Origin of the sequence: Bradyrhizobium japonicum USDA 6 (assembly GCF_000284375.1) — a bacterium.
In the GTDB taxonomy this organism is placed as follows: domain Bacteria; phylum Pseudomonadota; class Alphaproteobacteria; order Rhizobiales; family Xanthobacteraceae; genus Bradyrhizobium; species Bradyrhizobium japonicum.
Window position 1 is genome coordinate 4,033,280 of the sequence record NC_017249.1, and the last position, 18,987, is coordinate 4,052,266.

Genomic DNA, 18,987 nt, shown 5'->3' on the forward strand with positions numbered 1-18,987 from the left:
AAGCAATCCAGACTGTCTCCGCGGAAAGATTCCGGATTGCTTCGCTCGCGCTCGCAATGACGGAGTAAGTGGTGCCGCCGTTCCGTCTCGCTCTCACGGAACCTTCGGCCGCATGCTACATTGGTCCGACCGCTTCCACGCTCACGGACCCCTCCCATGAAATACGAGCTCTATTATTGGCCCGAGATCCAGGGCCGCGGCGAATATGTGCGGCTGGCGCTGGAGGAGGCGGGGGCGGCTTATGTCGATGTCGCGCGGGGCGCGCGCGGCACCAGCGCCATGATGAAGATGATGGACGCGCATGAGGGTACGCCGCCCTTCGCGCCGCCGTTCCTGAAAGCGGGCAAGCTCGTCATCGGCCAGACCGCCAACATCCTGCTCTATCTCGGCGCCCGTCATGGGCTCGCGCCGAAGACGGAAGCGGGCAAGCTTTGGGTGCACCAGCTTCAGCTCACCATCACCGATCTCGTGGTCGAGATCCACGACACCCATCATCCACTCGGGCCTTCGATGTACTATGAAGATCAGAAGGCGCCGGCGAAGAAGCGCACGGCCGAGTTCTGGGACGAGCGCGTGCCGAAATATCTCGGCTATTTCGAAGAGATTCTCGTCGGTAATGGCGGTGTCTATGTCACCGGTCGCAGGCTGACTTACGTCGATCTCTCGCTGTTCCAGATCGTCGCCGGGCTGCGCTACGCCTTCCCCAAGCGCATGAAGGCGTTCGAGGGAAATATCCCGGGCCTCGTCGATCTGCATGACCGCATCGCCGCGCGGCCGAACATCAAGACCTATCTGGCGAGCGCGCGCCGGATCCCCTTCAACGAGCAGGGCATCTTCCGCCGCTATCGCGAGCTCGATGGCTAGAGCGTTTTCGAGCGAAGTGGATACCGGTTCGCGTGAAGAAAACGCGTCGAAATAAGAAACTCTAGCCGGTCCGGACGGAGGCCGGCGGCAGCCCCCGTTCCGGACCAGCCGTTTCGGGCGCGATCAATCGCCCGAACGCGTCGTGGCTTCCGATCGGCGCTAAAGGCCTCGGAGCCACTCGATCGTCTGAAGAGTCGGAAACGAGAGCGAGATCAAGCTCGTCGGGGCAGGGGGGCTTGCAGAACATCGTCGCGCCTCCCGTTGCGGGTCCCTCTAGCGAGGTTCGGTTGCGGCGACGTCAGTCGATCGGAGGAGAGAGAACGCTTTTCCGTGCAGTGCCGAGGGGAGTGGGCCCTCACCATATGCCGGGCAGCAGGCGATAGCGCACGCGCGTCATATAGTTGGAATAGCCCGGCAGGCCCTCGCGCAGCGTGCGCTCCTCGATGCCGATGCGGATAGCAAACAAGACGACGATGACCGGCGCCATCACGAGGCCCCACCACGAGCCCAGCAGCAGCGGCACGCCGGCGAAGAACAGGATCATGCCGCTGTACATGGGATGGCGCACATGCGCGTAAGGCCCCGTCGAGACCACGCGTTGTGCGCGCTCGGCCTGGAGCTTCACTACGGGCGCGGCGAACGAGTTCTCGCGAAACACCCACAGGATGAACAGCGTCGACAGGACGAACAGCACGAGACCGAGCGCCTGGAACGCAACCGGCATATCGGAGAATTGTGTGCGCCGGTCGAGCCCCATCGCAGCCAGCCAGGCCAGCATCGCAATGACGAAGACGATCATGAAGGCCTTGTCGGCGGCGGGCTGGTCCTTTTGCAGGACCGGCCGCAGACGTTCGGCGAGCAGCGCCGGATCAACCCGATAAAGCCACCAGCCGCAGAGCGGGCCGAGCAGGGCGCAGGTGGCGAGGAACACCCAGGCCGAAGGCCAATGGATCGTCCCGGCGCAAGCGAACAGCAGCGCGCCCATACCGGCGGTGGTGATCGTGTTCTGCAACAGCAGTTTTGCGATCATGTTCGATCTGGTTCAGTCGTGCGCCGGTGCATTGATAACATTCTTCGGGCAACATGCGGCCGGTGGGGCAGGGTTGGCTTCAGATCTTGATGGGTGATGTAAAGGCCGCCACCAGCCGAACCAGATCCGCCTGTCGTTTGGTTCCGGTCTTCGTGAAGATCCTGGTGAGATGGGTCTTGATCGTCGTTTCGGCGATGCCCATGCTTCTGGCCGCGTCGGGAACCCCGCCGATTTCGACGATGGCCAGGAAGACGCGCAGCTCGGCCGGTGTCAGCTTGAAGAGCTTCCGGATGAGGTCGGGCGCGACGATCGTCTCGAGCGCTGCCTTGCTGACGAAAAGGACGGCGCAGGCCTCATAGCTGGTCCCGAACATTTGCCGGCGTCCAGCGGTGAGCGGCAGGAGATTCCCGACATAATGCGAGCCGTTGCGGGCCGTCAGATGCAGCGAGATGTTCGCGTTCATCATCGACCGGTCGCCGAGAGCCGTGCCCGCCAGTGCCTGCCGCAGCATCCGATCGGCATTCAGGTCCGACGTCACGAGCCGGCCATGGAGCGAACGAAGGACGTCGGCCTCGTCCAGAAGCTCTCGCGCGCTTGCATTGGCGTGCGTGACATGACCGTCGGCATCGAGCAGTAGAACGGCGGTGCGCAGAGCGTCGAGCGTGCGGACCGACGTCGTCTCCAATGCATTCTGCCGCTGCAGCTTCTGTCTGACGAGCATGGCCCGTTGCATGTGCGGCGTCAGGTGCGAGATCGTCTGATACATTCTGCGATCGACCGGACCGCCGCCCTTCATGATCGAGAGGCGGGATATTCCCTCGGCGGACTTGCCGATCAGGATGTTGGCGGCGTCCTCGAGACGCTGCGGCCGCGCCCATTCGTTGTAGAATGTGGTCGTCCGGAATTCGTCGACGTCGATCCAGTCCCTGATCGTCTGGATTTGGCCGACCGCGGCGTGGAGCACGCTGCGCGACGGATCGAATGGCTCGTAGGTTTCGATGTAGGACTGAACATAGGCGGGTTCGACACCGACGGCATGCGAGATCACGGCCTTGCCGGCTGCCCCGATCCAGACCAGACCGCCACTCTGGCCGCCCGCCAGGTCGACGATGCTGCCAAGTGTCGCCGTCCATCGGGTATCGTCGAGCGCTGCATCGTAGATGTCCGTCACCAGCGAGAGCAGCTTTTCATTCAGTTCCATAGGCGTGTCCATGAACGGATGGATGGGCTCGTTCGGCCTCACAGATGAGCACGCCGGATGTGGAAATTTGATGAGCCGGATCACACTTGAAGACGCTCTCGCAGCCCTGGCGGGCGCTGAGCGAGGTGCCGGGAGGAACGAGCCGGACGGAAGTGGCGCGGGAACAGTCAGGCCGAGGGCCAGTGCATCGTTCCGGCGCAAGCCAACAGCAGCGCGCCCATGGCCGCGGCGGTGATCGTGTTCTGCAACGGCTATTTTGCGATCATGCGCAGGTCAGCCGCGCACGATATTGGTCCCGCTATCCGGCGAAGATGCGGCCGGACACGCGAAAAGCCCGATCGACCGGATCGGGCGTTTCATCTTTGACGGGCCCTGATCAGGCGAGCTGATCGATCCGTGTGCCCTGACCCGGCGGCAGCGGCGCGGGCGGCGGCGGCTTGTAGGTCGGGTCGTTGTCCTTGGTCTTCTGGTCGTCCTGCTGCTTGGTCGTGTCGTAGCTCGGCACCACGATCGCGATCGGCGGCGGCGCAACGGTAGAGACGCTCATCCACAAATCCTCACACATGGAAACAATCGACCTTGCGCTGCGAGGAGCGAAGCTTCCGTCAAGCCAATCGTTAAAATGCGAGGGAGTTGGTGCGGTGGGATGCCGTTCCTGGTCCCGCGAGTGCGCGATCTGAGAGGACCGCGGCTCTCTCCTCGTCATTGCGAGCGCAGCGAAGCAATCCAGACTGTCACCGCGGAGGGATTCTGAATTGCTTCGCTTCGCTCGCAATGACGGAGCGTGTGGAAAGAGCGAGTGTCGTCTACTCGTCCTTGCCGCGCGTGATCGCGATGGACGCATCCGTCTTGGTACGGGTGCATTCCATGTTGAGCCGGCGGTAGCGCATGACGACCTTGTCGCCGCGCAACAGTCCCATCCGCTTCAGGCAGCGTGTCGCGCCCGTCGTGGTGTCGTCCTTCGTGACGGTGAAGACGATCGCCGCCATCGACCCCACCAGTGAAAAGAACTCCGGCGTCGGCTTGCGATCGCCCTTGGCATAGAGCTCGATGGAATATTTGTCGCCGCGGCAACCCACGGACAGCTCCTTGGCCGCGGGGTGCGAGAGGTAGACGATGTTGGCGGCCCGGAAGTTCACCTTGAGGCGCTCGACCTGGTTCGCCAGCTCCTTGGCGCTGTCGTCGCAGCGATCCGCGCGGGCAGGCGAGACGAGGGTCACAAGGCCGGTGATGGCGGCGGCGACCAGGATCGCGCCGCGGACGTTCAGTTTGAAAATCATGATGAAAAGCCCCTTAGGCCGCGCATTCAACCTTCGTCGCGCGCCGAGCGCAAGGGGTGCATCCAGAGCCTGCCGGGGACGGTCATCGCCACCTTGCGTCCGGCCGACGGCCACCAAAAAGGGCCGTCGTGACGCCGAATCGGGATGCCTCGGCCGCGCCAGAACGCCTTCCATTCGCGGTAAAAAGCTTAGAACGCTTCTACGCTTAGAGGCCCGCGAGGGCTCCAAAACCCCGAGATTTGCCCATGAACGCTCCCACCGCCTTCCCCGATCCCGCAAAACCCGTTCCGCCCTACAAGCACACCCCGCTGTTCCCGTTGGGCAAGGACGAGACGCCCTACAAGAAGATCACGGCCGAGGGTATCAGGGTCGAGAAGGTCCTGGGGAAGGACATGCTGGTGGTGTCGCGCGAGGCGCTGCGGGCGCTGTCGGAGGCGGCCTTCGGCGACATCAATCACTATCTGCGCCCCGGCCATCTGAAGCAGCTCCGCGCGATCCTGGAGGACGGCGAGGCGAGCCCGAACGACAAGTTCGTCGCGCTCGACTTCCTGAAGAACGCCAACATCGCGGCCGGCGGCGTGCTGCCGATGTGCCAGGACACCGGCACCGCGATCATCATGGGCAAGAAGGGCTGCAACGTCATCACCGACGGTGACGACGAGGCGGCGCTGTCGGAAGGCGCGCGCGACGCTTACCTGCGTCGCAATCTGCGCTACTCGCAGGTCGCGCCCTTGTCGATGTACGAGGAGAAGAACACCGCCAACAACATGCCGGCGCAGTGCGAGATCTACGCCGAGGGCGACGACGCCTACAAGTTCATGTTCATGGCGAAGGGCGGCGGCTCTGCCAATAAGAGCTTCCTGTTCCAGGCCACGCCCTCGGTGCTGACCAAGGACCGGCTGCTCGCGTTCCTGAAGGAGAAGATCCTGACGCTGGGCACCGCGGCGTGCCCGCCCTATCACCTCGCCATCGTGATCGGCGGCACCTCGGCCGAGCTGTGCATGAAAACGGTGAAGCTCGCTTCCGCCCGCTATCTCGACGCGCTGCCGACCCACGGCTCGCCCGACGGCAACGCCTTCCGCGATGTCGAGATGGAGCAGGAAATCCACAAGATGACGCAGTCGCTCGGCGTCGGCGCGCAGTTCGGTGGGAAGTATTTCTGCCACGACGTGCGCGTGATCCGGATGCCGCGCCACGGCGCCTCGCTGCCGATCGGGCTCGGCGTGTCGTGCTCGGCCGACCGGCAAGTGCTCGGCAAGATCACCAGGGATGGCGTCTATCTCGAGGAGCTCGAGCACAATCCGGCGCAATATCTGCCGCAGGTCGAGCAGTCGCTCGGCGGCGAGGTCGTCAAGATCGACCTCAACCAGCCGATGAAGGATATCCTGGCGACATTCTCGAAGTACCCGACGAAGACGCGGGTCTCGATGACCGGCACCATGATCGTCGCGCGCGATAGCGCGCATGCCAAGCTGCGCGAGCGCCTCGAGAGGGGCGAGCCGCTGCCGGACTATTTCAAGAACCATCCGGTCTACTACGCCGGTCCCGCCAAGACGCCCGAGGGCTACGCCTCCGGCGCGTTCGGCCCGACCACCGCGGGCCGCATGGATTCCTTCGTCGACCAGTTCCAGGCGGCCGGCGGCTCGATGGTGATGGTGGCCAAGGGCAACCGGGCGCCTGCCGTGCGCGAGGCCTGCAAGAAGTATGGCGGCTTCTATCTCGGCTCGATCGGCGGTGCGGCTGCGAACCTCGCCGAGCACTGCATCAAGAAGGTCGAGGTGCTCGAATATCCCGAACTCGGCATGGAAGCGATCTGGCGCATCGAAGTCGTCGATTTCCCGGCGTTCATCATCATCGATGACAAGGGGAATGACTTCTTCAAGGAATTGAATCTGGGCTAATCAAGCTCGCCCACCGTCCGCCGGTCCTGGACCGGCGGACGGTGAGGGCGCAGGCTCAGCGCTTTATCTTGAACGACCGGGCACCGCCATTTTCGACGCTGTCGAACATGACGAGGACGCGGATGCTGGTTGCGTCTTCCTCGAGCGGAAGCAGAATTTCCGCCTTGGCGCCTTCCTTGACCTTGCTCAGGTCGAGCGTCGCCAGAGGCTTGGCGGCAGTCTCGCTGCTGCCGTCCCACAGCCAGACGGTATAGGGAACGCCTTCGTCGCGCGTCGGGCCTGCGAGTATCAACACGCCGTCCTTGACGACGGCCAGGTCCCGGATCCCGGTATTCTCCCCGAGGTCGAGCGATGCGGTGTCAGGCTTGAGATCGCCGTGTTTGGTGAAGAGCGCATCCGCGTTGACGCTGAGCACGTAGGCGCGACGCTTCACCGAAGGTCCTCGCAGTCCGAAGTACATGCGGCCGTTCCTGACCGCTATCCCTTCGATGTTGACACCGCCCTCTGCAAGCGGCTCGTTGAAATAGGCTTCGACGTCGTCGTCGTTCTTAAGCACCTTGCGCAGCCGCGAGCTCGACTCCACGCCATCGACGTTCCTGGCGTTAGGTTTGGTCTTGGGAGCCCCGGTTCGCGAATCCACGGCAAACCGAAACACGACGTAACTCGATAGATTTTTCTTGTCACTGTGACGGCTTCGGCCATGCGAGCCGGTCACATAAAAGAAGCCGTCGTCATAAGCGACGCCCTCGGCATCGGGGTCCTTGTCTTCATCCGAAAGCAGAACGACGTCTCGCGGCACGAGCATCTTGTCTTCGATCGAGAAGAACTGCGCATATTTCTGCTGGTCATTGGCAATCAGGCACGATGTGAATTTCGGCGTGGTCGGTACGCAAGCGGCGCCGCTCAGGTTCATGCGCGGCTGATCCTTGAATGTCTCGCCCTTCTCATTCTCCTTGAAGATCGAGGCGGGCTTCCAGGTCGTTGCTTCCGGAGCAACCTTCGGCGGCAATGGTTCGCCGCGCCCGGCCGACATTGTTGCTGCCAGCAGAATGCAAACGAACGAGGCCGTCAGTGATCGGTGAGATACGCGCGTGATGCTGTCGGGCATGCTTCCCTCCCGGGCGCCATCCTCAAATACAATCCTGAATTGTGAGGAAGGCAAGGGTGAGAATGTCGCGGAGCACGGTCTCCCGTCAGCTACAATTCGTAACCTGGTTCGAGCACAGCGAGCGCCACCAGCCGCGGACGCCGTCCTGGCTCTCGACGAGGCCCCAGAGGCCGCTGCAGGCGAGCAGGCGCTTCGGGCCGCCGTCGGTGTCGATTGGGCCCCCGAACTCGCGCTGGGCCGGCATCCATTTCGCATCGACGAACGGCGCCTGGAAAAGTCCGCCCATGCGCGTCGCGCCGTTGGCATAGGACGCGCCGACCTTGTTGGACGCGACCCAGCCGCGCCCCGCATAGGGTTTTGGCGCGCTGCGCGGATATCTCTTCTCGTCCTCGTAATCCTTGCCCGGCGGCTTGGCGCCTTCGATCAGGAACCAGTCATCCTTGAAGCCGATGATGCGGAATTCGGTGAGCCAGCCGCCATCGGGCGTGTTCTCGGCGCCGCCAAGCTTCAGCCGATAGGGTGGCGGTAGCGTGCCGAGCACGCGCGCTTTCACCGAGGGCTCGGCACGCACGTTGAGGCCATCAGGATCCTTGTCGATGGACCAGGCGCCGAGATCGCAGGGCTCGGTGCCATCGGGCAGCGTTGCGCGCCTGGCGGCGAGATCGGCGTGGAGCTTTGCGAATCGGTATCGTCGTTGTCAGGATCCGGCCCGCTGCGCGGCTTCAGATCGACCGAGACCGCGCGCGTCGCATCCGGTGTCAGTGTGACGACGAGGGCCTGGCGCGCAGCGAACACGCTTGCCGATGTCTTCGGATCGTTCGACGAGGCCGGATAGACGGCGAGGTAGCCGGTCGATCCTTCGGTCCGGTAGGCCGTGCCGGCGACATAGCCCGCCGGCACCATGGCGAGCGCGCTTGCGCGCCACGCCGGTTCGGTGTCATCCGCGCGCGCCGCTTGCGTCGCGACACACAGGATCGCTGCCGCGATGAGACGGAGCACGCGCACGGTTCGCAACGAGCCTATGCGCGCGCGCCCGTGAAGGGAAAGCTGCCCATCGGGCCGATGCCCATCTCGCCGCTCATGCTGTCGCCGGACACCGTTCCGATGAACTCGAGCGTCAACGGCATCGGATTGGTGATCGAGACTTTCCAGTTGACGGCGTCGCCGCTGATGGCGCCGTCGAAGATCTCGGCCGAATTGCCGTCGGCGCCCTGCGTTCCGGTCAGCGTGCCGCCGGAGCTCAGCAAGGTCAGCGTGGCCTTGCGCTCGCCCATGGGCGTCGTCATGGTCAGAGTCCAGTTGCCGTCCACGGCCATTCGTGTCTCCCAGAAATCCCGGCGGGCAGCGACGATCCGCGACCCTTCCCTGACCGAGCGTATAGCGCAACTCGCAGCAGCTGCCTAACCCTCACTTGGAGGCATTTAGGCGCGGGCGGCGGCACGGCGCCGGCTGGTGACAATGAGGCGAAGCACGACATACTGCACGGCAAAGGCGAGGATCTTGGCACCGCCTGCGACCACCGTGATGTAGAACGCCCATAGTTTCAGATCGCCAGTGGAGGCGACCGCGATCATGCCGGCGCCGATCACGAACATCAGCAACGCCCAGGCATAGCCCGCGGCCGTGACATATTCCGGAACGGTCTCGACGACGATCGGCGGCATGTAGCGCAGCATCCAGCCGCGCTTGAGCATGATGGCGCCGATGGCGAAATGCGCGATCGAGGGCTTTGCCAGCATGAAGCGGGGATCATTGGTCAGCAGGGTGACGGTGCCCAGCACGACGACGAGCGCGAGGCTCGCATAGGTCATGTAATTGAGCTGCTGCCCCTTCACGCGCGCGTAGATCACCTGCGCGATCGCTCCGGCAATCGCCACCGACGTGGCCAGGACGACGTTGTCGGTGATGAGGTAGATGACCAGGAAAACGATGGCGGAGAGAAAGTCGGAGGCGAGGCGGGCGAATACGTCCTTCATCGTCTGTCCTGTTCAGCGGGTGTTGGGCATTGCGCTGGCCGGCGCACCGTACTTGATCTGGCGATACTCGGGATACCATTTTGTGAAGTAGATCGCGCTGTTGCGGGCGGCGAAGGCGACCGCAAGGCCCGACCAGAGCGGCAGGCCGGGGACGTAGAGCAGCGCGATGTTGGCGGCCATCATCAACAGCGCGGCGGCGGTCCAGGCGCCGGTAATGACGTAATTGGCGGTGAGGAATCCGGGCATCGCCGCCGTCTCGGCCGGGACCGTTTCAACCGCATATTGCAGCGTGAACGGGTGGCGGACCAGCATCGAGCCGAGCGAGATGACGAAGATGCCGATATCGACCGACAGCTTGACGCCCAGCGTGCCGAGCTTCGGGTCGATCAGCGCGAGGTAGAGGCCGATTGCGGCGAATACGATTGCCGAGCCCATCGCCAGGATCTTCACGGAGCGGCCGCGTGCGACATCGATTGTGATGGTGGCGAGGCAGATTGCAGACGCGGCGAACACGCTGATCGTGGCCGACGTCACCAGCATCAGGAAAGTGTAGGCGCCGTAGGGCGCGAGGATCAGGAAAATCGCCATGAGCCGCCTCGGTCTGGCTAATCTTTACGATGTAAAGATAAATAAATCAGGAGCGATGCCGGGTCAAGCGAAATCTTTACAGTGTCAAAATAACGTAGGCAACTTCCAAAAAATGAAGTGCTGCAATGGCTTGGTCGGATGCCTCGTCGGCGAATTCCGCCCAGGGCAGGCGTGACAGGATCGGCAGCGCGGCGGCGAGCAGGAGGCCGACCGAGAGCAAGATGCCGCCGTTGAAGATGACATAGCCGCTCCGTCGCAGCCGGATCATCCGGAGTGCGAGCGCGGCGCAGGCCAGGGCGAGGACGGCAAGGCAATCCGCGGTGATCGAGGGCATGTGCATGCGAGGCCTCTTTGGTGACGTCCGCGATGTCATTCCGGGGCTCGCGACGTCGTCGCGCCCCGGAATGACAAGAGTTACTGCGCGCCCACCCAATTGCCGTGAAAGCCGTCGGGGACGCGGTGGCCGAGCTGCACCAGCGCAACGGGACCGGCTTCGACATCGGTGGCATTGAACACGGCGAGGTCGCTGCGGTTCTCCCGCGCGCGCCAGACCACCGCCAGCAGCCAGCCGTCGCTTTCTGCTGCATCCGCCGCGCGCTCGACGAACACCGGCTCGGAGATGGTATCGCCGGCCGGCAGCAGATAATGACCGAGCCGTCTGCCGTTGCCGTCGACATGGACGATGCCCGACAGCGCGCCGAACATCGGCAGCCGCGGATTGGCGCAGGCGTACCAGCCGTGATGGTTTTTCAATCCCGCGCGGCGGTCGTCGATGCGGGGGAATTCGCCCGTGAGATCGTCGAGATAGGTCTGCTGAAAGCGGTCGGTCTTCCCTGAGAGATCGAACATCCAGCGGCAATGGCGGGCGCGTGATTTCTCCGGATCCGTCGGCCGGCCATCGGGATGCGGAAACAGCGGCGCTTCCTCGAACTGCATGACGTCGGCGACGATGCGGCTGCCGTCCTCCCACGCGTTCATGACGTGGAAGACGTAGCAGGCTTCACCGCGAAACCAGACGATGTCGTTCGCCGTGCCGTTGCGCTTCCTCACGCCGACATAGGCGCCCTTGTCCGGCTCCCAGGCATAAGGCGGCCGTCCGCTCATCGCGCGCTCCATGCTGCCGGTGATCGGGAGGATCGGAAACAGCACATGGTTCTCGGTGACGATGAAGTCGTGCACCATGCTGGCATAGGGCGCCTCGAAACGTTCGAAGCGCGTCGCTTTGCCGGAGGCGTCGATTGATCCGTAGGAGAGGGCAGGGGTCAGCGGACCCGCGGCGTTGTAGCCGAAGAACACGAGCTCGCCGGTGACCGGGTCGACCTTCGGATGCGCCGTGAAGCTGCCGGCGACGCGACCCTGATAATTGTGATAGCCGCGGGTCGCCAGCGTGCCCGGCTCGATCTCGGTCGGCAGATGCGCTTCTTCCAGCGCGAGCAGCTTGCCGGCATGAAAGATGATGTTGGTGTTGGCGACGCCGCCGTCGGTGAGGTTTTGCGGGGCATCCGGCAGCTTGCGGCCGAAGCCGCCGAACAGCGCGCGGCCTGCATCGTGCTCGGCCAGCCATTTCGGCGTGCGGACCCAGCGGTTGCGATAGCTGGCGCGGCCGTTCTCGAGGTGGAAGGCGTGCAGCATGCCGTCGCCGACGAACCAGTGCGCACCGGGCGCATCGAACTGCGGATTGGGACCGTTGCGATAGAGCACGCCATTCAGATCGCGCGGCAATTCCCCGACGATTTTGAGGAATGGCGCATCGGCTTCGAATGGAATCGGACCGAGGTTATGGCGGCGTTCGGCAACTGCGTCATGCTGCACGGCGTATCCCTCCCTATCTTTACATCGTAAAGATTGGATAATGCCGATTGCCGGATTCGTCAAGTGAAATCTTTACACTGTCAATATTGCGTCATATAGCTTGCAAATGGGCAAGAGCGACACCAAGAGCGAAACAGCGCGCAAGCCGCGTACCCCACGCAAGACATCGTCGGCCGCGAGCGCGCAGGCGCGTTCCGCACGCCGTCCGGCAGTAGCGAAGACGGAGACGCCGTATCATCACGGCGCCCTGCGCGAGGCACTGCTCCACGCCGCCGAACGGGTGCTGGAGCGCGACGGGCTGTCCGGCTTGACCTTGCGCGCAGTGGCGCGGGAGGCGGGCGTCTCGCATGCCGCGCCGACCCACCATTTCGGCGATCTCACCGGCCTGCTCAGCGAGCTCGCGGCCGTCGGCTTCCGCCAGTTCAACGCGGCGATGGCCTCGTCCTGCGACGCCGCCACCACGCCGCTGGAGCGCGCGCTGGCGCGGCCGAAGGCCTATGTCGCCTATGCGCAGGCCCATCCCGGCATGTACGGCATAATGTTCCGCACCGAACGGCTCGATTATTCCAGGCCCTCGCTGCACGAGGCGGCCGAAGCCTCTTTCGCCGGCCTTGCCAATGCCATCGGGATGATGCGGCAGGAGCAGATCAGCGGCGACGCACTGACGCTGAACCAGGGCGCCGCGATCGCGCGCGCCTGGTCGATGGTGCACGGCTTCACCATGCTGCTGCTCGACGGCCGTCTCGAGGACATTCTGGGGCGGCTGCCCGAGGGGACGACGGCCGAACAGTTGCTCGAGGCGATGCTGACGGCGCCCATCACGGCGAAGCTGCCGGTATAGCGCCTTCGGGCGGGCGCTGCCCTAGCGGATCGTCGCCAGTTCGACGGCGCGCCCACTGTTTCCCATGATCTTCACCTCGTCCTTGCCGCAAGTGAAGCTGCGGGCGAAATCGTCGGCCGCCTTGCGCGCGAGCTCATTGGCGGTGGGATTGGCGATGGCATCGACATAGGCGACGTGGCAGACCGGCCCCGGCGGCAGCCGCGTTACGACGAGCATGGCCTTGGTGTTCGGCCGTCCCTGCTTGTCGGGATCGGTGCTATCGGCGATGTGCCAGCGCTGGATCATGGCAAACGGCTTCGCGCCCGCGCTACGCCATTCGACGGTGGCCTCCGATGAATTGAACGGCGCGAACCAGACCTTTGCCGCCGGTTCCTCCGCTGCGGCCTTGCGATTGCGGCCGACCGAGACGATTTCGCGCAGATCATCCTCGGCGATCAGCACGATCAGGCCGTTTTTTCCCGGGCAGACCCGCGTGGTGCTGCCGTCGAGCTCGCTGGGCTTGCCGATCTGGCGGCAGTCTTTTGGTGCTGTGGAGGAATAGGTGCTGCCCATGGATTGGGCGGCGACGTGACCCGCGCTCAGGCAAGTCAGCAGCACGGTCAGGCAATGGAACGCGATACGCTTCATGACGATGCCTTGATACAGAGGGAACTCCCTCCATCAGACGTCTTCATTGTGGGCAAGGTTCAAACAGAGGCGGGATGTACCTGACAGCGGCGCGGAATCGTTCTAGAAGGGCGCCTTCCGTTGCGCTTACCACGCTTCGTCCGCGACATCTCATTCGATCATGCCAGCCATCGCTTCCAGCAAATCCTATCGCGTCGGCCGTTCCAAGACCGGACTTGGCCTCTTCGCCACCATGCCGATCAAGAAGGGGACCCGGATCATCCGTTATTTCGGACCGATCCTGGATTCGCGGATTCCCGCGCACGACGAGATCGAGAACAAGTACCTGTTCGAGCTCAACAACCGCTGGACCATCGACGGCTCGGTGCGCAAGAACCTCGCCCGCTACATCAACCATTCCTGCCGCCCTAACGCCGAGTCGGACGTCCGGCCGCGCGAGCGCAAGGTCTTCATCCGCGCCATCAGGAACATCGAGCCGGGCGACGAGATCAATTACGACTACGGCACGGATTATTTCAAAGCCTATCTGAAGCCGATCGGCTGCAAATGCCCTTCCTGCGAGACCAAGCGCAAGAAGCTGCGCGCCGAGGCCCGTGCCGAACGCGCCAAAGTGAAGGCGCGCACGGAAGCCAAGGCCAAGAAGACGGGCGCGAAGGCCGGCAAGAAGAAGCTCAACGGCCACGCCGTCGGCAAGAAGAACGGTCGCGCACGGGCGTAGCAATGCGGTGATGGCCCACCTCCGCTGTCATGCCCCGGCTTGACCGAGGGCATCCAGTACGCCGCAGCCCATCCGCATACGTCTACCGTCTCTGGAATACCGCGCCGCCCGGTCAAGCCGGGCGACGACTGAGAATGCCAGTGCGGCGGTCTCACACCGCCACCACACTCCGGCTCTTCCGCAATCCCACATATTGCAGCTCGGCAAACACGCCGGTCGCAATTGCCTGCGCGACAACCATGAGCTCGCCGCCGATGTTCGGCGACACCGCGCCCGAGAAGAGCAGCGCGATGCTGCCGACCGTCCAGGCCGCGTTGCCGACCACGACCAGAAGCACGAGCGGCCTCGCCATGGAGGCGCGCGAGGCAAGCCAGCCGACCAGCGCGGTGTAGGCGATCAGGAACAGGCCGGTCTCGCGCAGCAGCGCTTCAGGCAGGTTGAACAGCGATGCGAACGCGCTTGCGCCGAAGGTGAAGCCGAGCGCGGCGACGCCGCTGAAGATGGCGTCGGCGAGAAGCGCGCGGCGCAGGAAGGTGGATGCGTCGATCATCGTGGTCTCCATGGTTGCGTTGGGCTTGGGGGTGAATTCAGTGCCGTCCGCGCCACCAGGCGCGGAGCAGGCGGGCGAGACGGAACGGGCAGAGGCTCTTGCCGACGCCGTGCTCGAAGGCTGTGACCTGCGCGACGACATAGTGGCCAGTCGAATGCACCAGCGGCTCGGGCATGTTGAGGCTGCGCGCCAGCATGCGGGTCGCGAGCGTCACTGCCCAGGGAACAAGGTGGTCTGCGATGGTCCGGTAGAGCAGCAGCGCGATCATGGTCATCTCCTGTTGCGACCGAAGATGCGCCCTGGCGGGGACCAATTCGATTACCTCGCGGGTAAACAATGCGCCCGTTCGCGACAGCGTTTGGCGACGTGATGCCGCCATAGCTCATGAGTTCGCGGTCTTGAGTTGTGCTGCCAACGCATACGATTTGCCGCCGGTCGGCTTCCGCGAATGGTCAGCGCGATCTGTCCAATGATGGATTGGAGAGAGAGTTCAAGTTTTTCAATCGGTTAGAAGGCGGCATGTGCGCGACATGTGCACCGGGAGATCAAAGAAGATCTCAGTGCAGCCAACGGGCGTGGCAGCTGGTTGAGCGCGTGTCGCTTGCCAGGCGATGCTCTTGTTGCGCAGGAGCTGCAATCGAAAACTGGAAGGCTGTAGACGCGTGGGTGACGGTGGGCGGGGCAATCATCTGCAGAACGATCGAAGGAATGATCGCTCTCAGCTTCCTGCAATTGCGCGACGGACAAGCGCGATGACCTCGTCGGCTTCCTGTTCGGTGCTGTCAAAGCGAGCCACGAACCGGATCACGTCCTGGCCCCTTCGCGCGAATTGCAGCCCGCTCGCTGCAAGACGGTTAATGGCAAAAGTGGGCAGGTTGATGAAAACCAGATTGGCTTCCACTGGCGCAATGAGCTGAACGTCGGGCAGCGCAGCGAGACCCGCTCCAAGACGCGCGGCCACGGCATTGGCCTTCGCCGCGAGCCGCAGGTAAAGGCGATCCTCGACGTAGGCGAGCAGCTGTGCAGACGCAAAGCGCATCTTCGACGAGGTCTGGCCGGCGCGGCGAAGCCGATAGGACAGGGATTCGACGAGATCCTGGTCGAACACCACGATCGCATCCGCCGACATCGCCCCATTCTTGGTCGCCCCGAAGGACAGGATGTCGACGCCCGCGCGCCATGTCATGTCGGCCGGGCTGCAATCGAGCCGCGCCAGCGCGTTGGCGAACCGGGCGCCATCCATGTGCAGCGACAGATTCCTGTCGTGGGCGATTGCTCCGATTTCGGCGATCTCGGCGAGGGGATAGATCGTTCCATATTCGCTGGCCTGAGTGATCGACACCGCATCGGGCTGGGAGCGGTTGCGGACTCCCCAGGCCGCCCCACCCAGCGCTTCGCGCAGGCTCGACGGCTCGATCCGAAAATTTCGGCCGGACATGGCGACGAGCTTCGCGCCACCGGTGAAGGCTTCGGTCGCGCCGCCTTCCGCGGTGTGGATATGCGCCTCTTCGTGACAATAGATGGCGCCATAGGGCCGCGCGCAGCTCGCGAGTGACAAGGCGTTGGCCGCCGTACCGGTCGAGACCGGGAACACGGTGACCGCGGTCTCGAACAGCTCCGAGAAGCGCGCATTCAACAATCTCGAATAATCGTCGTCCCCATAGGCGGCGGCCGGGCCGCGATTGGCCTCGGCGATCGCTCGCAGAATCTCGGGGCTGACCGGCGCGACATTGTCGCTGCGGAAATTCGGGAGCGTCGGGGCTGCGTCGTTCATACCGTCCTGTCCTGCCGTCATATCACGGTTGATTCCTGCTTGTTGATGCGCCGATTGATCAGGAGCAACGGGACTGCGGTGACGAGGATAAGCACCGCGGCCGCGGCGGCCGCTAGACCCGCGCCGGTGCCCTCGATGGCATGGTACATCACGACGGTCGTGGTGACCCAGCCGCTCGCATAGAGCACAATGGTTGCGCTCAACTCGGATGCCGCGGTGATCCAGACCAGCACCAGCCCGCCGACAAGGCCGCTGGCCATCAACGGCACGGTCAGGGTCGCGAAGGTTTTGCTCGGCGAGACCCCGAGATTGATCGAGGCTTCCTCGAGCGAGGGATCGAGCTGGTGCACGATTGCCGAGGACGACCGGATCGCGAAGGGGAGCTTGCGGACGACATAGGCGATGACCAGGATCAGCCAGCCGCCGGTCAGAATCAACGGACCGCTGTTGAACGCGATGATGAGCCCGATCGCCAGGATCGTGCCCGAGACCGCAAACGGCACCATGCCGACGAAATCGAGCAATCCCGACAGGCGCGAGCGGTGCCGGGCGACGACATAGCCGATCGGAGCGCCGATCAGCATGGTGGCGACGGCCGCGATGCTGGCGAGCGTCAGCGTGTTGAGCAGCGGCCGATAGGAGCCCGACAAGAGGGTGGCGTAATTGCCCAATCCGAACTCCCAGGTCAGGACGGGCCCGCGAAAGCGCAGGAGGGAGATCATCAACACGGCCGCGAACGGCAGCAGCGAGGCAATCACGATGCCCCAACTCACGATCGTGGCCGTGAGCCGCAGTCCGGGCGTCAGAGGCAGCTTCGCGGGCGCGCTGCGGGCATTGGTCGAAAACCGGCGCTTGCCGAGGTAGTGCCGCTGAACGAGCAGTGCGATCGCCGTGCAGGCGATCAGGAGCACGCTGAGTGCGCCCGCCGCGGCCGGGTTGGCATCAGATTCGCCGGCGAACAGCTTGAAGATGTCGACGGCCAGGAACGGCCGGTCCTCAGCCAGCACCGCTGGCACGCCGAAATTCTCCAGTGCCTCAATGAACACCAATAGTCCGCCGGCAAGGATCGCCGGCATCACGATGGGCAGCAGCACGGTGCGGATCACATAGGGCCGTGAGCCGCCGAGATTGCGGGCTGCCTCCTCCATCGAGGCGTCGACGGCCTGGAAGCCGGCCAGCACGGGCATGACGACGTATGGATAGAGCGTCAACGTGAACACGATGACGATGCCGGGCACGCCGTAGATCGATCCGATCGGGATGCCGATGCCGCGCAGAGCAGTGGTGACGACGCCGGCATGGCCGAACAGCAGCACGAGGGCGTAGGCGCTGACGAACGAGGGCAGGACCAGCGGCAAGGACGCAAGCGTCAGCAGCAGCGCGCGGCCCGGTATGTCGATCCGGGCAAGGCAGAAGGCGAGCGGGATGCCGATCGCGCATGCGAAGGCCGTCGCGAGCGCGGCGCAGAAGAGACTGTTGCCGATGCTGCCGAGATAGTAGCGGCTCTTCACAATCGCCGCATAGTTCCCAAGTGTCAGGCCGCCCGTGCCGTCGATCCGAAAGCTTGCATCCAGGACGAGCGCCAGCGGGTAGAGCAGAAACACCGCGAGCAGAACCAGGGCCGCCAGCGTCACGATGGTGGCGAAGCGTTTCATGGTGCTGGATACGCCGTGATCTGGGCAGGGTCGTAGGCAAGGGTGAGCGGCGCGCCGGGCAAGAGATCGAGCGCCTGGCCGCCGAGCGCCGAGATCCGAATCTGGGTGCCGTCCGGCAGGGTCGCGTGGAGGCGTTGTACCGGGCCGAGAAATTCACGCAGCGCCAGACGCGCATGCACAAGCGAGTCACCGGAACCGTCTCGCAGCTGCAGGGCCTCCGGCCTGACCGACAGCAACACCGGCGCGCCCGGCGCTGCGACCTCGCCTCTGACCGTGAATTCCGTTCCGGCTGCTGCGACAGGCGTGTTACGGCCGTCGAAAGCTCCCGCGATGCCCGGCACCATATTGGTCGAGCCGAGGAATTCGGCGACGAAGGCAGTCTGCGGCATCCGATAGATGCGCTCCGGCGTGTCCACTTGCTCGATCTTGCCGTGACGCAAGACGGCGATGCGGTCGGAGATGGCGAGTGCCTCCTCCTGATCATGCGTCACGTAGATCGCAGTCAGGCCGAGCGCCTGCTGCAACTGCCGGACCTCGATCCGCATTTCGGTGCGCAGCTGCGCGTCGAGGTTGGACAGCGGCTCGTCGAACAGGAGCACGGCGGGCTCGATCACGAGCGCGCGGGCGATTGCCACGCGTTGCAGCTGACCGCCGGAGAGCTGGTGTGGCGACCGCGGACCGTAACCTGCAAGGCGCACCCGCTCGAGCGCCTTGTCGACGCGCGATGCGATCTCGGCAGCCGGAACCTTCCTGGCCTTCAGCCCGTAGGCCACGTTTTCGGCGACGGTGTGGTTCGGGAAGATCGCGTAGTTCTGAAACACCATGCCGGTGTCGCGGCGATGCGCGGGCAGAGCATCGATGCGCCTACCGTCGAAGCAAATGGAGCCGGATTCGACATCGACGAAGCCTGCGATCATGCGCAGCAACGTCGTCTTCCCACAGCCTGACGGCCCAAGCAGCGTGAACAGCTCGCCATGCCTGATGTCGAGCGAGATGTCGTCCACGGCCCGCACCGCGCCGAAGGTGCGGGTCAGGTTTTCAATCCGGATCGTCGTCATCGGA

General features: G+C 64.1%; 20 protein-coding genes and 1 pseudogene. 4 read left to right on the top strand and 17 right to left on the bottom strand.

Features of this window, described 5'->3' with window-relative positions:
- The first annotated feature begins 156 nt into the window (after positions 1-156).
- Positions 157-864: a glutathione S-transferase gene (locus BJ6T_RS18745; protein WP_014494032.1), complete on the top strand. Its 708-nt coding sequence runs from the start codon at positions 157-159 to the stop codon at positions 862-864.
- Between the two features lie 355 nt (positions 865-1,219).
- Here the strand turns inward: BJ6T_RS18745 and BJ6T_RS18750 are convergent, their stop codons facing one another.
- The 4 genes from BJ6T_RS18750 to BJ6T_RS18760 form a co-directional block, all read right to left on the bottom strand.
- Entirely contained in the window at positions 1,220-1,894 is a 675-nt protein-coding gene (locus BJ6T_RS18750; protein WP_014494033.1) for a methyltransferase family protein, read from the bottom strand.
- A gap of 79 nt (positions 1,895-1,973) precedes the next feature.
- Positions 1,974-3,095, bottom strand: a complete 1,122-nt coding sequence (locus tag BJ6T_RS18755; RefSeq protein WP_014494034.1) for a helix-turn-helix transcriptional regulator — start codon at positions 3,093-3,095, stop codon at positions 1,974-1,976.
- 376 nt (positions 3,096-3,471) lie between these two features.
- Positions 3,472-3,642 carry a hypothetical protein gene (locus BJ6T_RS47280; protein WP_014494035.1) on the bottom strand — a complete coding sequence of 57 codons (171 nt, stop codon included), beginning with the start codon at positions 3,640-3,642 and terminating at the stop codon, positions 3,472-3,474.
- A gap of 259 nt (positions 3,643-3,901) precedes the next feature.
- Positions 3,902-4,375, bottom strand: coding sequence for a hypothetical protein (locus tag BJ6T_RS18760; protein ID WP_014494036.1), 474 nt, complete (start codon positions 4,373-4,375; stop codon positions 3,902-3,904).
- Positions 4,376-4,620: 245 nt separating this feature from the next.
- On the opposite strand from BJ6T_RS18760, the gene BJ6T_RS18765 reads away from it, so the two are divergent.
- The gene (locus BJ6T_RS18765; protein WP_014494037.1) at positions 4,621-6,276 is read left to right on the top strand and encodes a fumarate hydratase; all 1,656 of its coding nucleotides are present in this window, start codon (positions 4,621-4,623) and stop codon (positions 6,274-6,276) included.
- Positions 6,277-6,331: 55 nt separating this feature from the next.
- Here the strand turns inward: BJ6T_RS18765 and BJ6T_RS18770 are convergent, their stop codons facing one another.
- The 7 genes and pseudogenes from BJ6T_RS18770 to BJ6T_RS18800 form a co-directional block, all read right to left on the bottom strand.
- Complete coding sequence (locus BJ6T_RS18770; protein WP_080593878.1) at positions 6,332-7,384, bottom strand: DUF3616 domain-containing protein; 1,053 nt, start codon at positions 7,382-7,384, stop codon at positions 6,332-6,334.
- A gap of 85 nt (positions 7,385-7,469) precedes the next feature.
- A pseudogene (locus BJ6T_RS49390) lies at positions 7,470-8,389 on the bottom strand (SH3 domain-containing protein).
- 14 nt (positions 8,390-8,403) lie between these two features.
- Positions 8,404-8,700 carry a hypothetical protein gene (locus tag BJ6T_RS18780; protein WP_014494041.1) on the bottom strand — a complete coding sequence of 99 codons (297 nt, stop codon included), beginning with the start codon at positions 8,698-8,700 and terminating at the stop codon, positions 8,404-8,406.
- Positions 8,701-8,805: 105 nt separating this feature from the next.
- Positions 8,806-9,360, bottom strand: coding sequence for an inner membrane-spanning protein YciB (locus BJ6T_RS18785; RefSeq protein ID WP_014494042.1), 555 nt, complete (start codon positions 9,358-9,360; stop codon positions 8,806-8,808).
- A gap of 12 nt (positions 9,361-9,372) precedes the next feature.
- A complete protein-coding gene (locus BJ6T_RS18790) occupies positions 9,373-9,948 on the bottom strand; it encodes a hypothetical protein (protein WP_014494043.1) in 576 nt (191 codons plus the stop codon).
- A gap of 76 nt (positions 9,949-10,024) precedes the next feature.
- On the bottom strand, positions 10,025-10,288 hold the full coding sequence (locus tag BJ6T_RS18795; protein WP_014494044.1) for a hypothetical protein: 264 nt from the start codon (positions 10,286-10,288) through the stop codon (positions 10,025-10,027).
- Positions 10,289-10,362: 74 nt separating this feature from the next.
- Complete coding sequence (locus BJ6T_RS18800) at positions 10,363-11,760, bottom strand: carotenoid oxygenase family protein (RefSeq protein ID WP_028170580.1); 1,398 nt, start codon at positions 11,758-11,760, stop codon at positions 10,363-10,365.
- 106 nt (positions 11,761-11,866) lie between these two features.
- Here BJ6T_RS18800 and BJ6T_RS18805 point away from each other — a divergent pair, with 106 nt between their 5' ends.
- The gene (locus BJ6T_RS18805) at positions 11,867-12,601 is read left to right on the top strand and encodes a TetR/AcrR family transcriptional regulator (protein WP_014494046.1); all 735 of its coding nucleotides are present in this window, start codon (positions 11,867-11,869) and stop codon (positions 12,599-12,601) included.
- 21 nt (positions 12,602-12,622) lie between these two features.
- Here BJ6T_RS18805 and BJ6T_RS18810 read toward each other — a convergent pair whose 3' ends face one another.
- Positions 12,623-13,228, bottom strand: coding sequence for a hypothetical protein (locus tag BJ6T_RS18810; protein ID WP_014494047.1), 606 nt, complete (start codon positions 13,226-13,228; stop codon positions 12,623-12,625).
- Between the two features lie 160 nt (positions 13,229-13,388).
- Here BJ6T_RS18810 and BJ6T_RS18815 point away from each other — a divergent pair, with 160 nt between their 5' ends.
- The gene (locus BJ6T_RS18815) at positions 13,389-13,946 is read left to right on the top strand and encodes an SET domain-containing protein (protein WP_014494048.1); all 558 of its coding nucleotides are present in this window, start codon (positions 13,389-13,391) and stop codon (positions 13,944-13,946) included.
- A 151-nt stretch (positions 13,947-14,097) separates the two neighbouring features.
- On the opposite strand, the gene BJ6T_RS18820 is transcribed toward BJ6T_RS18815, so the two are convergent.
- The 5 genes from BJ6T_RS18820 to BJ6T_RS18840 all read right to left on the bottom strand — a co-directional run bounded on the left by BJ6T_RS18820 (position 14,098) and on the right by BJ6T_RS18840 (position 18,983).
- A complete protein-coding gene (locus BJ6T_RS18820; RefSeq protein ID WP_014494049.1) occupies positions 14,098-14,496 on the bottom strand; it encodes a hypothetical protein in 399 nt (132 codons plus the stop codon).
- 37 nt (positions 14,497-14,533) lie between these two features.
- Entirely contained in the window at positions 14,534-14,764 is a 231-nt protein-coding gene (locus BJ6T_RS18825; RefSeq protein ID WP_014494050.1) for a hypothetical protein, read from the bottom strand.
- A 450-nt stretch (positions 14,765-15,214) separates the two neighbouring features.
- Complete coding sequence (locus BJ6T_RS18830) at positions 15,215-16,270, bottom strand: threonine aldolase family protein (RefSeq protein WP_014494051.1); 1,056 nt, start codon at positions 16,268-16,270, stop codon at positions 15,215-15,217.
- Between the two features lie 17 nt (positions 16,271-16,287).
- On the bottom strand, positions 16,288-17,925 hold the full coding sequence (locus BJ6T_RS18835; RefSeq protein WP_014494052.1) for an ABC transporter permease: 1,638 nt from the start codon (positions 17,923-17,925) through the stop codon (positions 16,288-16,290).
- Positions 17,922-18,983: an ABC transporter ATP-binding protein gene (locus BJ6T_RS18840; RefSeq protein ID WP_014494053.1), complete on the bottom strand. Its 1,062-nt coding sequence runs from the start codon at positions 18,981-18,983 to the stop codon at positions 17,922-17,924. The genes BJ6T_RS18835 and BJ6T_RS18840 overlap by 4 nt, the downstream gene beginning before the upstream one ends.
- Positions 18,984-18,987 lie beyond the last annotated feature (4 nt).